The organism is Corynebacterium wankanglinii (genome assembly GCF_013601005.1).
GTDB classification, from domain to species: Bacteria; Actinomycetota; Actinomycetes; order Mycobacteriales; family Mycobacteriaceae; genus Corynebacterium; species Corynebacterium wankanglinii.
In genome coordinates this window covers 43,495-56,964 of record NZ_JABFED010000003.1, presented here as the reverse complement: position 1 = coordinate 56,964, position 13,470 = coordinate 43,495, and the positions used below count along the sequence as shown (strand labels likewise).

General features: G+C 66.3%; 10 protein-coding genes. 7 read left to right on the top strand and 3 right to left on the bottom strand.

The features are described from left to right. Positions 1–2: 2 nt before the first annotated feature. Positions 3–296, top strand: coding sequence for a chorismate mutase (locus tag HMA55_RS05665; protein WP_181192117.1), 294 nt, complete (start codon positions 3–5; stop codon positions 294–296). An 18-nt stretch (positions 297–314) separates the two neighbouring features. On the opposite strand, the gene HMA55_RS05660 is transcribed toward HMA55_RS05665, so the two are convergent. Then, positions 315–665: an antibiotic biosynthesis monooxygenase family protein gene (locus HMA55_RS05660; RefSeq protein WP_181192116.1), complete on the bottom strand. Its 351-nt coding sequence runs from the start codon at positions 663–665 to the stop codon at positions 315–317. Positions 666–785: 120 nt separating this feature from the next. Between HMA55_RS05660 and pgi the strand changes: the two genes are divergently transcribed. The 3 genes from pgi to HMA55_RS05645 are packed head-to-tail and all read left to right on the top strand — an operon-like array spanning position 786 to position 4,570. Next, the gene (gene pgi / locus HMA55_RS05655) at positions 786–2,423 is read left to right on the top strand and encodes a glucose-6-phosphate isomerase (RefSeq protein ID WP_181192115.1); all 1,638 of its coding nucleotides are present in this window, start codon (positions 786–788) and stop codon (positions 2,421–2,423) included. Then, positions 2,423–3,910: a glutamate--cysteine ligase family protein gene (locus HMA55_RS05650; protein ID WP_181192114.1), complete on the top strand. Its 1,488-nt coding sequence runs from the start codon at positions 2,423–2,425 to the stop codon at positions 3,908–3,910. The genes pgi and HMA55_RS05650 overlap by 1 nt, the downstream gene beginning before the upstream one ends. 15 nt (positions 3,911–3,925) lie before the next feature. Next, the gene (locus tag HMA55_RS05645; RefSeq protein ID WP_181192113.1) at positions 3,926–4,570 is read left to right on the top strand and encodes a DedA family protein; all 645 of its coding nucleotides are present in this window, start codon (positions 3,926–3,928) and stop codon (positions 4,568–4,570) included. Here HMA55_RS05645 and HMA55_RS05640 read toward each other — a convergent pair. Next, a complete protein-coding gene (locus HMA55_RS05640; RefSeq protein ID WP_181192112.1) occupies positions 4,509–5,342 on the bottom strand; it encodes a DNA-formamidopyrimidine glycosylase family protein in 834 nt (277 codons plus the stop codon). The genes HMA55_RS05645 and HMA55_RS05640 overlap by 62 nt on opposite strands. A 161-nt stretch (positions 5,343–5,503) precedes the next feature. Here HMA55_RS05640 and HMA55_RS05635 point away from each other — a divergent pair, with 161 nt between their 5' ends. Beyond that, the gene (locus HMA55_RS05635) at positions 5,504–7,081 is read left to right on the top strand and encodes an HNH endonuclease signature motif containing protein (protein ID WP_181192111.1); all 1,578 of its coding nucleotides are present in this window, start codon (positions 5,504–5,506) and stop codon (positions 7,079–7,081) included. Between the two features lie 36 nt (positions 7,082–7,117). Here HMA55_RS05635 and HMA55_RS05630 read toward each other — a convergent pair whose 3' ends face one another. Beyond that, the gene (locus HMA55_RS05630) at positions 7,118–11,797 is read right to left on the bottom strand and encodes an ATP-dependent helicase (protein ID WP_181192110.1); all 4,680 of its coding nucleotides are present in this window, start codon (positions 11,795–11,797) and stop codon (positions 7,118–7,120) included. Between the two features lie 47 nt (positions 11,798–11,844). On the opposite strand from HMA55_RS05630, the gene HMA55_RS05625 reads away from it, so the two are divergent. Together HMA55_RS05625 and HMA55_RS05620 are read left to right on the top strand one after the other, a co-directional pair. Beyond that, a complete protein-coding gene (locus HMA55_RS05625; RefSeq protein WP_181192109.1) occupies positions 11,845–12,618 on the top strand; it encodes a 3'(2'),5'-bisphosphate nucleotidase CysQ in 774 nt (257 codons plus the stop codon). Next, complete coding sequence (locus HMA55_RS05620) at positions 12,615–13,412, top strand: thymidylate synthase (protein ID WP_374680601.1); 798 nt, start codon at positions 12,615–12,617, stop codon at positions 13,410–13,412. The genes HMA55_RS05625 and HMA55_RS05620 overlap by 4 nt, the downstream gene beginning before the upstream one ends. The last annotated feature ends 58 nt before the right edge of the window (positions 13,413–13,470 follow it).

The following is a 13,470-nucleotide window of genomic DNA, read 5'->3' as shown; positions in this document are numbered from 1 at the left end:
TCATGAGTGAGCTTGAAATCCGCACGCCATCCGGCACAGACAACCCTCTATCGGACGCGGAAATTCAGGCGTACCGCAAGGAGATCGACCGCCTTGACCGCGTCATCCTCGACGCGGTCAAGCGCCGAACCGAGATCTCCCAGGCCATCGGCAAAACCCGCATGGGCTCCGGGGGCACGCGCCTGGTGCACACGCGCGAGGTGGCGATTATCAACCAGTTCCGCGACGAGCTAGGAGAGGAAGGCCCCGGCCTGGCGCAGATCCTCCTACGCCTCGGCCGGGGCAAGTTGGGCTAGACCCCTGAGTTTTCCTCGCTAGTTGTCCTCGCTGGAGTTCGCGGCGTCGAGGGAATCGAGCACGACCTCAAATTCCAGCAGCTCGGCCGATTGAGACACCGGCTTGCGCGGCTGCTCGCCCGCCTCGGCTCCGCGTGATTCCCCGTGCCCCGCGCGCCCGGCACCTTCCCACCACGCCTGGTAGGACTCCTCGTCAGCCCAGCGGGTGAACACAAAGTAGCGGTCCTCACCTTTGACGGGGCGCAGCAGCTGGAACCCCTCGAAGCCGGGCTGGCCGTCAATGGCGTGCTTGCGGGCTGCGAACCGGCGCTCCAGTTCCTCGCCAGCGCCCTCAGGGACGGTAATTGCGTTGATTTTGACGATGCTCATAGGCGCCATTATCCACGCCCGGGGAATGGGAGCGCATGCCCACACATGCCCGCCTGGTTTTGGCTACCGTTGATCCAGGACTATCCAACCGCTACCTGGACCGTCACCTGGGAGGCTCACATGCACGACATCACGTCCACCGAAAGCTGGGGAACGCTGGAGAAACTCCATGCGGAGAAGTCCCGCACCACCCTGCGGGACTTGTTCCGGGCCGACCCCGAGCGGGCACAGCGCTACACCTTCGACGCTGCTGGTCTGCACGTGGATCTTTCCAAGAACTTGGTTGACGGAGACGTCGCAAAGCACTTGCTCTCGCTTGCCAACGAAGCGGAGCTCAAAAAGCGGATCGAGGCAATGTTCAACGGTGCGCACATCAACGCCACCGAGGACCGCGCGGTGCTGCACACCGCGTTGCGCGCTCCAGCTGCAACCGCGTTGAACGTCGACGGACAAGATGTCACCGCCGACGTGCACGAGGTGCTGGGCCGGATGCGCGATTTCGCCACCTCCCTGCGCTCGGGCGAATGGGTGGGCCACACTGGCAAGGCAATCACGAAGGTGGTGAACATCGGCATCGGTGGCTCCGACCTGGGCCCGGCGATGGCCGCGCAGGCGCTGCGGACCTACGCAACGGCAGGTATCACCGCGGAATTCGTTTCCAATGTGGATCCGGCGGACATGACCCGCGTGCTGGGTGAGGTACACGCCGAAGAGACATTGTTCATCGTCGCGTCCAAAACCTTCACCACGCAGGAAACGCTCTCCAACGCCCACGCCGCGAAGCGATGGCTGCTCGAGCAGTTCAACGGTGATGAATCGGCGATTGCGAAGCACTTCGTCGCCGTCTCCACCAACGCCGAGAAGGTGGCCGAGTTTGGCATCGACACGGCCAACATGTTCCCCTTCTGGGACTGGGTCGGCGGGCGCTACTCCATGGATTCCGCGATTGGCTTGAGCCTGATGGCCGTGATCGGCCCGGAAGATTTCACGCGGATGCTCGACGGTTTCCACGCCATGGACCAGCATTTCCGCCTCACCCCGTTCGAGGAAAATGTGCCGGTGCTCATGGGCTTGCTCAATGTCTGGTACCGCAACTTCCACAAGGCGCAAACCCACGCAGTGCTCCCCTATTCGCAGGACCTGGCGCGCTTCCCCGCATACCTCCAGCAGCTGACCATGGAGTCCAACGGCAAGCACACGCGTATCGACGGCGCAAGCGTCGCCTACGACACCGGAGAAATCTACTTCGGTGAGCCGGGCACCAACGGCCAACACGCGTTTTTCCAGCTCATCCACCAGGGCACAACGCTCGTGCCGGCAGACTTCATCGGTTTTGCCAAGCCCAGGGCAGATCTGCCCACGGCCTCCGGCGATGGCTCCATGCACGACCTGCTCATGGGCAACTTCTTCGCGCAAACGAAGGTGCTTGCGTTCGGGAAAACCCAGCAGGAAATCGAAAACGAGGGGGTGTCGCACGCGCTGGCACCGCACAAGGTCATGCCCGGCAACCGGCCAACCACCACCATCCTCGCGGAGGAGTTGTCCCCGCACAGCCTCGGTGCCCTGATCGCGCTGTACGAGCACATCGTCTTCGTGGAAGCTGCAATCTGGGGCATCAACGCCTTCGACCAGTGGGGCGTGGAGCTTGGCAAGGCGCAAGCCAACGACCTTGCGGCTGCTGTGGCGGGCGAAGAGGCGCCTGACACGGGCGACGTCTCCACCGATAGCCTGATCACCTGGTACAGGAGGCACCGCTAATGGGCGACGCAGTCTCATCCGAGTCCTACACCCCGCGCCAGCGCACCACCTACCGGCGCCGCCTGGAGGACGAGCTGGAGCGCTTTGACCGGCACCTCCAGGCCGCAGAGTTTGTGGACCACGGCACGATCGGGCTCGAGCTGGAGCTCAACCTGGTTGACGACGCGATGAAACCACACCCGAATAACCAGGCTGTTTTGGCGCAGTTGGGCGATGAGTATCAGTCCGAGATCGGCGCCTACAACGTGGAGATGAACCACCCGCCGTTGAGCATCGCGGGAGACGGGCTGGACAGGTTGGCCGAAGGCGTCGCCAAGCGTCTCGCCACGGTGCGTGAAGCGGCTGAGCGGGCAGGGTCGCACCTTGCAACGATCGGGACGCTGCCCACGATGACCTCGCAGTTCCTGGACTCGGACGCTTGGATGACCCAGGAAAACCGCTACGCCGGGTTAAACAACTCCATCCTGGAATCGCGCGGGGAGCTGGTGAAGATCGATCTTCGCGGCGAGGAGAAATACACCCACTACTTTGAAACTATCGCCCCGGAATCCACCTGCACCTCTATGCAACTGCACTTGCAGGTCGCGCCGAACCGCTTCGCGGACGCGTGGAACGCCTCCCAAGCCATCGCGGGGGTGCAAGTGGCGCTGTCGGCGAACTCGCCGCTGTTTCTGGGGCACAAGTTGTGGCACGAGTCGCGCATCCCGGTGTTCAAGCAATCCATCGACACCCGCACCAAAGAACTGATCAACCAAGGTGTCCGCCCTCGCGTATGGTTCGGCGAGCGCTGGATTACCAGTGTCTTCGACCTGTTCGAGGAAAATGTGCGCTACTTCTCGCCGCTCCTGCCGGAAGGCCGTGCCGAGGCGGGTGCGCCGTTTATGAACGGCGACAACCCGGGCCTGCACTACCTCAACCTGCACAACGGCACAATCTGGCGCTGGAACCGGCCAATTTACGATCCCAACGGCGAGGTCAGCCACATCCGCGTGGAGAATCGTCTGCTGCCGGCCGGTCCAACGGTCACAGACATTGTGGCGGACGCGGCGTTCTACTACGGGCTGGTGAAGGCACTGAGCAACCAGACTCGCCCGGTGTGGTCGCGACTGAGCTTCGAGGCGGCCAACCGGAACTTTATCGCCGGCGCAAGAAACGGCATTGAGGCCGAGGTGGAGTGGCCGACGCTCGGGACGGTGGCGGTAACGGAGCTCGCGGAAAAATACCTGCTTGAGCTGGCGGCCGAGGGGCTGCGCTCCTTGGATGTGGACACGTCCTGCGCGGACGAGTACCTCGGCGTGATCGAGGGCCGGGTGCGTGCGCGTCAGAATGGAGCGGCGTGGCAGCTTGCCGCGCTAGACAAGGTGGCTACCGGCTCCAAACCGGCGACGAGCGAACGCGCCGACGGGCTCGCCCGCGTTTTGCGCCAGTACATGAAAAATTCCCAGGCAGGCGCGCCGGTGCATACTTGGACGCTTGAGGTTGAGTAGGGCAAGATAGGCCCAATGCAGAGCATCATCGACTGGATTGTGGGCCTCATGGAGACCCTCGGCGCCCCCGGCGTCGGCATCGCGATCCTCTTGGAGAACCTCTTCCCGCCGATCCCCTCCGAGGTTGTCCTGCCGCTGGCCGGATTCACCGTCGCGCAGGGCTCGCTGAACATGGTCAACGTGTTCATCTGGTCCGTGCTGGGCTCCGTTATCGGCGCGTATGTGCTGTACGGCGTCGGCGCGTGGCTCGGACTCGAACGGCTGCGCAAGATCGCCGACTGGATGTGGCTCGTTCGCGCCTCCGACGTGGACTCCGCGATGAACTTCTTCCACAAGTACGGCAAACCCAGCGTGTTCATCGGCCGCCTCATCCCCGGCGTACGCTCGCTGATCTCCATCCCCGCCGGCTTAGACAAGATGAACCTTGTCACCTTCGGCCTGTGGACCACCCTCGGCTCCGGCATCTGGAACGCCATCCTGATCTACCTCGGATTCGTCCTCGGCGACAACTGGGAAAAGGCCACCGAGTACGCCGACACCTACTCCAGCGTGATCTACGTGGTGCTGCTGCTGATCATCCTCGGGTTCCTGGTGTTCTTCATCCGCCGTGCGGTGCGGGAGCGCCAGGCTCAGGCTGGCACCGCGGACACCACCACATAACCCGCTCCAGATCACCCTCCCCGCCGAGGAAGCCCTTGGTGATCAAAGTGCCGCACCGCCTGCACGGCTTGTTGTTGCGGCCGAACACGTAACTCGTCTCCCCCGCCCGCTTGATTCCTGTGGTCACGCGGACGGGGGCGTCTTTATTCGCCCACATCAGCCGACGCGCAAGTTGCACATGCTTAGCGACGTCAACGTTGCGCACCAACTCCGCCGGATGCGTACCCGCGAGGAAGTTGATCTCCGCGCGGTACTCGTTGCCGATGCCGGCCAGTTTTCGCTGATCCAGCAGTGCCCGGCCGATCTCGCGGTCTGGCTCCGCCTCGATGCGTCTGACCGCCTCGTCAAAGTCGAAATCCGGGTCGAGCAGGTCCGGGCCGAGGTAGCCCATCTCTAGGGCGTACTCCCGGGCCGGGAAGACGCGGACCACACCGAGCCAGAAGCCGACCAGTTCGATGTCGGCCTTTGGTACGTCGCTAAGCCTGAGCACGACGCGCGCGGCGTGACCGGGTTTGCGCCACCGCTCCCCCGCGCGATGCATTGACCACGTGCCTTCCATTTTCAGGTGGGTGTGCAGGATCTGCGACTCGTGGCCTGGCGCGGCGAATTCCATGAACAGGTGCTTGCCGTAGGGCCAGACGCGCTCGCAGGTCATACCGGTGAAATCCACGGTGGCGTAGCTCGGTACCTGGATGCTTGTCCGGGTCACCTCGCGCCCGGCTATCCACTGCAGACGTTTGGAAAGCTGGTAAACCGAATCCCCTTCTGGCATGGGCGAAAGCGTACACGCCTATCCGCTGCGTATCGACGCCCTTCGGCGAGCGCCAGGGAGACCTCGCTGTTTAGAACATATTTTCGAACGACGGATGACCGTGTCGGACTCATTGCTACTTTGATTCCTAACGCCAACGAAAGTGGAGGAAGGAGGGTGCGATGCACAGCATCACCGAACTGGTGGACAGGGTCGTCGACGGCCTCACGCAGTTGCGTTTGCTTATGGACGACCCTTCGGCCCTCCCCCTCACCGCCATCACCCCCGACATCGCTCGTCTTGAACGCGCGATGGACAAGAAGGCATACCTGGATGCTGCGTTCGCCCAAGCTTGTGTACTCGCGGACGCCGGCAAACTTGTCGGCGCGAACTACCCGGACGCGTACCTGACCGAGAAGCTCGGGATTTCCCGCGGCGAGGCGTACAACCGCTTGGCGCGGGCGAAAGCGATGTTTGCCCCGCCGCCACCTCCGCCGGAGCCGGATCTGGAGGATCTTTTCGACGGTGGGGAAACCGCCGAGGATGAACGCGCCGCTGCCGAGGAGGCCGCGCGCAAGAAGACCGAGGAAGAAGCAGAACGGCGCCGCAAGGACCAAGAGGACGCGCGCAGGCGAGCCGACGAGATTCCGGCTGCGAAACAGGACATCATCCGCCGTGAGCTGGACAGGCTACTCAAGGCCGCGGAGGGCGATCGGATGCGCATCTTCTCCCGCGCAATGGAACAGGCGAAATACCGGGACGAGAAAGACCTTCGAAGCTTCGTCAAGCGCTTAGTGGACGATGCGAACAGGCCACACGCGAAGGCGAACCCGAATGCTGGGTTTGAAAAACGCGACGCATCGTTGGGCAAAGAAAACGCGGACGGCACCTTCGATGTCCGCCTCAGTATGACTGCGGGCGACTACGCGCTGTACAAGGCACTGACGGACAAGGGGCTGGCACCCAACTCGAACATCCCGGCCGAGCTGCAGGGCGAGCGCGACCCGCGCACCCGTGGCCAGCGCCGCTACGACCAGTTCATGCGAATCCTGCGCCAGTACGAGGAGGGCGAGCAAGCCGCGAACGGCGGCGCCGCCTCCGTGGTTGTCTCGATCACCCTCGATGATCTGGCGCAGGCCGACGCCAACACCCTGTTCCAGACCAACGTCGGGGTGGAGCTCGACGCCTTCGATCTGGTTCGGCTAGGCATGGACGGCACCAGCGATTTTCTGCTCACCGTCGACGGGCTTTCCGGGGTGCCGCTGCACCTCGGCCGGTCGAAGCGGCTCGCCTCGGTGGGCCAACGCATCGCCATGTTTGCAGTGCAGGGCGTGTGCTCCTGGGCCGGCTGCACAACCTCCATGAGCGAGTGCGAAGCCCACCACATCATTTCCTGGCTGCGGTACGGCGCAACCGACATCGAGAACCTCACAGGCCTGTGTCCCACCCACCACAGGTGCAACAACGACCACCGAGACGGCTCCTTCAACAAGGGGTACATGGATTACGACCCCGACACCGGCACGGCGATACTCGTCAAAGCTGACGGTACCCGCCACGCCAACACCACGGACCCCGCCATGCACTCCGCCGTCAACCGGATCCGGGCGAAGCGGGCATCGGCGCCGCCACCGCGCGGCACAACCCACTGGCCCACGTCACCGCCCCCGCCCACTTTCGGGCCCTCGGGCGCGCACCCCGGCCACGCCGGGCATACGCCCAACCACACACCGAGTTACCGGATGCCGTTGCGACCCTAACCGTCCCAGCGGGGCAGGCCTCATCGCGCCTACCACCTAGTCGTCGAAGCTCAAGCCCTCGGGCGGCTCCGCGTCCCCACCATCTAGCTCCCCGAGCGCCTCGGCCACGCTCCGGCCGCGCCGCTTCGGGGGCGCCGAGGCCCTGCCGCCGATCTTCACGCCCTTGTGGCTCACGGTCGCGCCATACTCCTTCAGGGAGAACGCTGGCGAGCCGTTGAGCTTCTCCACGCCCAAGGGTTGCATCCGCCCCTCCCTCACGGCCTGCGTCAGCGCGTCGATGACCAGGGGCATCGGGTCACCCACCCCCTCCGGGAAGTGGTCGAAGAACGTGGTCATGGTCTTCCCGCCGCGGGTGACGTGCGCCGCCAGGAGGCCGTCGATGAGCACCACCATCGCCCCCGCCGAGCGGGTCGGCCCATGCTCCGGCCACGGCAGCGCCGCCCCGTACGGGTTCGCCGGGTCGGTTGCGGCCAGCACGTGCACGTTCGGGTTCTTCGCCCCCGACGGCCAGCCGACCAGGTCGTCGGAATCCTGGTGGCCTCGCAGGCGGTCGATCGTGGCGGGCGTGGAAAACTGCGACGCCCCCAAGCCTTCCACAAGGTAGCCACGCATCGCCTTGCCGGATTCCTCGAAACCAGAAAGCGTCTTGTACGCCAACGCGAACCCGCCCAGGATGTCCTCCGCCACCACGGAGCCGCGGGTGACCACGCCGTAGCGGTCCAAAAGCGACTCGCCGAGCGCCACCGAGCGGCGCGTCGCGTCCCCGTCCGGCGCGGGCGTGAGCGACCAGCGCCCGATCATGTCGGGCGGGGTCAGCGTCGCAAACGAGGTACGCCCCGAGCGCACCCTGCTTCTCGACGGCCTCCGCTTCGCCCTGTGCGCCGCCTTCCCGCCCGCCAGCCGCGCACGGATGGGGGCGAAGGAGTCAGGCGACAAGAACCCGGCCTCGACCAGGTCCCACATGGCCTCGCGCAGCTCCTCGGTGGTGGTCGTGGGCTCCAGCAGATCTTGGAACAAGAACCCGCCGCCGCGGCGCACCTTCTCCATGATCTGGGACTGGGTCAGCGACAGCAGCGGCTCGTCCATTTGCGGCATGAGCTGGGCGGCGTAGTCGGCGGGCAGCAGCATGATCCAGGGGTCGCGCGCGCCCGCCTTGCCCGCGCCGACGATGACGATCTCGCCCGAGGCCGTGAGCTCGTCGAGCATTGCCGGCGAGTAGTCCCCCACCCGCGCGGGCAGGATGTGGGATTCCCAGGCGCTGGCCGGCAGCCGCACCCCGGCGAGCTGCTCGAGCACCGAGTACACCCCGTCCGCCCCGCGCAGCGGAGGCGTGACCCCCACCGGCGCGACGTTGGACCAGGCGGGCAGGAAGCGCCCGTACGCCGACTGCGAAACGGGGCGGGTCTGGGCACGCGCCGCCGCGAGCGAGCGGGTGCGGATGATGCGCAGCACCTCGGCGGCGACGTACTCATCCTCGTCCACGCCCTGGCGGTAGCGCCCGGGGACGACCTTGTCCTTATCTATAAGACGCGACAGCGGCTCATAGGCAGCGCCCACCGCCAGCCCGAACGCGTCCGCCAGGTCGCGCAGCGTGAACGGCCCGCGCGTGCGCACCCACCGCCCCACCAGCTGGGCCAGCGCATCCGGGATGGTGTCCACCTGGGCAGCGACGCCGGGCGGGACGGGCACGCCGAGGGCGTCGCGAAGCAGCGGCGCATCCAAGGTTTGCGCGATGTGCTCGCGCCCGCCGATGCGCACCCGCATCACCCGGCCGTGCAGCGACTGCTCCAGCGAGTTCAGCGGCACCGAGGTGTACGCCTCGAGCTGGTCTAGCGGCACCGGGCCGACGATGCGCAGGGTGTCCGCGAACTGCTCGCTCGTGGAGGCCCGCCCGATGCGGCGCAAGCTGGCGTCGACCTCGGCGATGATGTCGGCGTCGAGAAGCTCGCGCAGCTCGACGGTGCCAAGCAGTTTGGCCAGCAGCGACGGGTCCAGCGACAGCGCGGCGGCGCGTTTTTCCGCCAAGGGCGTGTCGCCCTCGTACATGAAGGCGCCGGTGTAGTTGAACAGCAGCGAGGACGCGAACGGGCTGGGCGTGTCCGTGGTCACCTCGGCGATGCGCACCCGGCGCGTGTTCACGTCCCGCATGACCTCCTGCAGCGCGGGCAAGTCGTAGACGTCCTGGAGGCATTCGCGCACCGTCTCCAGGATGATGGGGAAGGACGGGTAGTTGCGGGCGACGTCGAGAAGCTGCTCGGCGCGCTGGCGCTGCTGCCACAGCGGTGCGCGCTTACCCGGGTTGCGGCGCGGCAGCAGCAGGGCGCGAGCGGCGCACTCGCGGAAGCGGGAGGCGAACAACGCGGAGTTTCCCACCTGCTCGGTCACGATGTCCGCGATCTCGTCGGCGTCGAATTGGAAGAGCGAACCGTCCGGCTCCTTCTCCCCCTGCGGCAGGCGCAGCACGATGCCGTCGTCGCCCGCGACCGCCTGGGCGTCCATGCCCGTCTCCTGCGCCACGCGCCACCCCGTCGCCAGCGCCCACGCGGCGTTGACGCCCTTGCCAAACGGGGTGTGCAGCACCACGCGCCAGTCCCCCAGCTCGTCGGTGAAGCGCTCGAGCACGAGCGTGGTCTCGTCCGGCAGGATGCCGGTCGCCTCCTCCTGCTCCTCTAAGTATTGGAGCAGGTTGTTGCGGGCCCGCTCGTCCAAGCTGGGGTCAATCGCGTCCTTCGCTTCTCGGCGAAACCTGCCCAGCGCCTTCCCCAACTCATACGGCCTGCCCAGCCCGTCGCCGGTCCAAAACGGCAGGCGACCAGTGTGCCCGGGCGCGGGGGAAACCTGCACCTGGTCGCGGGTGATGTTCTCGATGCGCCAACTCGAGGCGCCGAGGGTGAACACGTCGCCGACGCGGGACTCGTAGACCATCTCTTCGTCCAGCTCGCCCACGCGGCGGGGCGCCCTGTCCCCTTCTTGCGAGCCTGCGAGCAAGAAGACGCCGAACATGCCGCGATCCGGGATCGTTCCCGCATTGGTCACCGCGACCCGCTGGGCACCCGGCCGGGCCTTGAGGGTGGAGCCCTCGAGGATGGCGCGGGGCCGAAGCTCCGCGAAGTCCGTGGACGGGTAGATGCCGATGACCAGGTCGATCACGGAGTCGAACACCTCGCGGGCGAGGTCCCGGTACGGCCAGGCGCGGCGCACGGTGTCGTACCACTCGTCCACATCCAAGTCCTCGAACGCCACCGCCGCCACCGTCTGTTGGGCCAGCACGTCGAGCGGGCTGCGCGGGGTGTGCAGCTCCTCGATCAAACCCTCGCGCATGCGCGGCACCGTCACCGCGGTCTGCACGAGGTCGGAGCGATGCTTCGGGTAGAAGGTGCCCTCCGAGACCGCGCCCACGGTGTGCCCGGCGCGGCCCACGCGCTGCAGGCCCGAGGCCACCGAGGGCGGGGATTCGACCTGGATAACGAGGTCCACCGCGCCCATGTCGATGCCCAGCTCCAGCGAGGATGTGGACACCACCGCGCGCAGCGAGCCTTCTTTCAGCATCGTCTCGGTCTGGGCGCGCTCGTCCTTGCTCACGCTGCCGTGGTGGGCGCGCGCGATCACCTTCGCCGCGTGGCCTGCGGTGTCCACCGACTTCATCAGCTGCGCCGGCGGACGCCGCGTTTGCGGGGATAACGCCTCCGGGTCATGCTCTGCGGCCCACAGCTCGTTGAGCTGGCTGGTCAGGCGCTCGGCGGTGCGGCGCGAGTTCACGAACACGATGGTGGAGCGGTGGTCCATCACCTGCCGGTACACGGCGAGCTCGATGTGGGGCCAGATGGAGGATTGGGATTTGGCCGCAAACGGTTCGACCGCGGTGCCGGGCGAAGCGTCGTCGTCAAGCGACAGCGTGCTGTCGAAGATGGCGTCCCCAATGGTGGAGGCATCCTCAGGCACGGGCAGGTCCGACATGTCGTCCACCGGCACGCGCACGTCGAGATGCCAGCGCTTCTCCGCGGGCGGGTTGATGATGGTGGTCTGCGGCCCGAGGAAGTTCGCCACCGCCTCGATCGGACGGACGGTGGCGGACAGGCCCACCCGCTGGAAGTCGCCGGCGAGCCTGCGCAGCCTTTCCAAAGAGAGCGACAGGTGCACGCCGCGCTTCGTGCCCGCGAGCGCGTGGATCTCGTCCACGATGACGGTGTCCACCGTTTTCAACATGCCCGCCGCCTTCGAGGTGAGCATGAGGTAGAGCGACTCGGGCGTGGTGATGAGGATGTCCGGCGGTTTGCGCAGCTGCCGGTTCCGCTCGGACTGCGGGGTGTCGCCCGAGCGCACCGCGACCGAGATGTCCGGCATGTCGCGGCCCATGCGCTGCGCCACGCGGGCGATGCCGTTGAGCGGGGCGCGCAGGTTGTTCTCCACGTCCACGCCGAGCGCTTTGAGCGGGGATATATACAGCACGCGCACGCCGCCGTGGGTGGACTGCTTCGCGCCGGCTTCCCCGCCGACCGGCAGCGCCTGCTGTCCGTCCCGCTCCACCAGCGAGTTGAGGGACCAGAGAAACGCGGCCAGCGTCTTACCGGAGCCCGTCGGCGCGACCACGAGCGCGTTCTCACCCTGGCTGATCGCCTCCCACGCGCCCTCCTGCACCTTGGTGGGGGCCTCGAACACGTCCTCGAACCAGGTGGCCACCTGCGGGTGGAAGCGGGCAAGGATCGACGAGCTCATTGTGCAGACTTTAGCCCGCGTACGCAGGGGGCGGTAGAGTCGGGCGCATGACTGCTCAGTACTCGGATTCCCGGCTGACAAACCTCATCGCGGAGGGCACAGGCGAGATTCTCAAAGGTGTGCGTGGCGTGGGGCTCCTGCGCGGCCGCGAGCTCGGCGAGGCGGGCGATGAACTGGCCCAAAACTGGATCGCCCGCGTACTCGCGCAGCACAGGCCTGAGGACGGCGTCCTGTCGGAGGAGGCCGCCGACGACCAGGGGCGGCTGAGTAAGGATCGCGTCTGGATCGTTGATCCGCTCGACGGCACCAAGGAGTTCGCCACCGGCCGCCAGGACTGGGCGGTGCATGTGGCGCTCGTGGAGGACGGGGTTCCCACCCACGCGGCCGTCGGCTTGCCGGATTTGGGCGTGGTGTTCAAGTCCTCCGACGTCCGCCACGTCTCGGGCCCGTTTGCGGGCAAGGTGGCCATGTCGCGCAACAGGCCCCCGGCCGTGGCCAAGTACGTGGCCGATGCGCTGGGCTTTTCTGTGGAGCCCGTGGGATCCGCCGGCGCGAAGGCGATGCACGTGCTGTTGGGCGATTACGACGCGTACGTGCACGCCGGTGGCCAATACGAGTGGGACCAGGCCGCACCCGTGGGCGTTGCGCTGGCCGCCGGGCTGCACGCCTCGCGCCTCGACGGCACCGCGTTGCGCTACAACAACTCCGACACCTACATCCCGGACATTGTGATCTGCCGGCCCGAACTGGCAGACGACATCCTCGAGGCAGCTGCGCGCTACCATGACGAACACGGAACATTCGAAGGGGTAGCCAAGTGATTTCCACCCCGTACGAGGACTTGCTCCGCGACGTGCTGGACAACGGCGCCGAGAAAGGCGACCGCACCGGCACCGGCACCCGCTCCGTGTTCGGCCGCCAGATCCGCTACGACCTGTCCGAGTCCTTCCCGTTGCTGACCACCAAGAAGGTGTACTTCAAAGGCGTGGTGGGCGAGCTGCTGTGGTTTCTGCGCGGCGATTCCAACGTGCGCTGGCTGCAGGACAACGGCATCCGCATCTGGAACGAGTGGGCCGACCAGGACGGCGAGCTCGGCCCCGTCTACGGCGTGCAGTGGCGCTCCTGGCCCACCCCGGACGGCGGGCACATCGACCAGATCGAGGAGGTCCTGCGTACCCTGCGCGACAACCCCGATTCCCGCCGAAACCTCGTCTCCGCCTGGAACGTGGCTGAGCTGGACAAGATGGCGCTCATGCCGTGCCACCTGCTGTTCCAGCTCTACGTGGCCGACGGGCGCCTGAGCATGCAGGTGTACCAGCGCTCCGCCGACATGTTCCTCGGTGTGCCGTTCAACATCGCCTCCTACGCGCTTCTGACCCACATGTTCGCCCAGCAGGCGGGCCTTAAGGTCGGCGAGCTGATCTGGACGGGCGGCGACTGCCACATCTACAACAACCACCTCGACCAGGTGCGCGAGCAGCTCACCCGCGAGCCCCGCGAGTACCCGCAACTGAAGCTGCGCAAGGCGGCGTCGATCTTCGACTACACCTTCGACGACATCGATGTCGAAGGCTACGACCCCCACCCCACCATCATGGCGGAGGTGTCCGTATGATGCGGCGCGTGACCCTGGGCGCGATCTGGGCGCAGAGCGTCGACGGCGTGATCGGCGA

Excerpts from the sequence above, each read along its gene's own strand:
- HMA55_RS05665 (WP_181192117.1), top strand. The coding sequence starts at position 3 with ATGAGTGAGCTTGAAATCCGCACGCCATCCGGCACAGACAACCCTCTA.
- pgi (WP_181192115.1), top strand. The coding sequence starts at position 786 with ATGCACGACATCACGTCCACCGAAAGCTGGGGAACGCTGGAGAAACTC.
- HMA55_RS05625 (WP_181192109.1), top strand. The coding sequence starts at position 11,845 with ATGACTGCTCAGTACTCGGATTCCCGGCTGACAAACCTCATCGCGGAG.
- HMA55_RS05635 (WP_181192111.1), top strand. The coding sequence starts at position 5,504 with ATGCACAGCATCACCGAACTGGTGGACAGGGTCGTCGACGGCCTCACG.
- HMA55_RS05630 (WP_181192110.1), bottom strand. The coding sequence starts at position 11,797 with ATGAGCTCGTCGATCCTTGCCCGCTTCCACCCGCAGGTGGCCACCTGG.
- HMA55_RS05645 (WP_181192113.1), top strand. The coding sequence starts at position 3,926 with ATGCAGAGCATCATCGACTGGATTGTGGGCCTCATGGAGACCCTCGGC.
- HMA55_RS05640 (WP_181192112.1), bottom strand. The coding sequence starts at position 5,342 with ATGCCAGAAGGGGATTCGGTTTACCAGCTTTCCAAACGTCTGCAGTGG.
- HMA55_RS05660 (WP_181192116.1), bottom strand. The coding sequence starts at position 665 with ATGAGCATCGTCAAAATCAACGCAATTACCGTCCCTGAGGGCGCTGGC.
- HMA55_RS05650 (WP_181192114.1), top strand. The coding sequence starts at position 2,423 with ATGGGCGACGCAGTCTCATCCGAGTCCTACACCCCGCGCCAGCGCACC.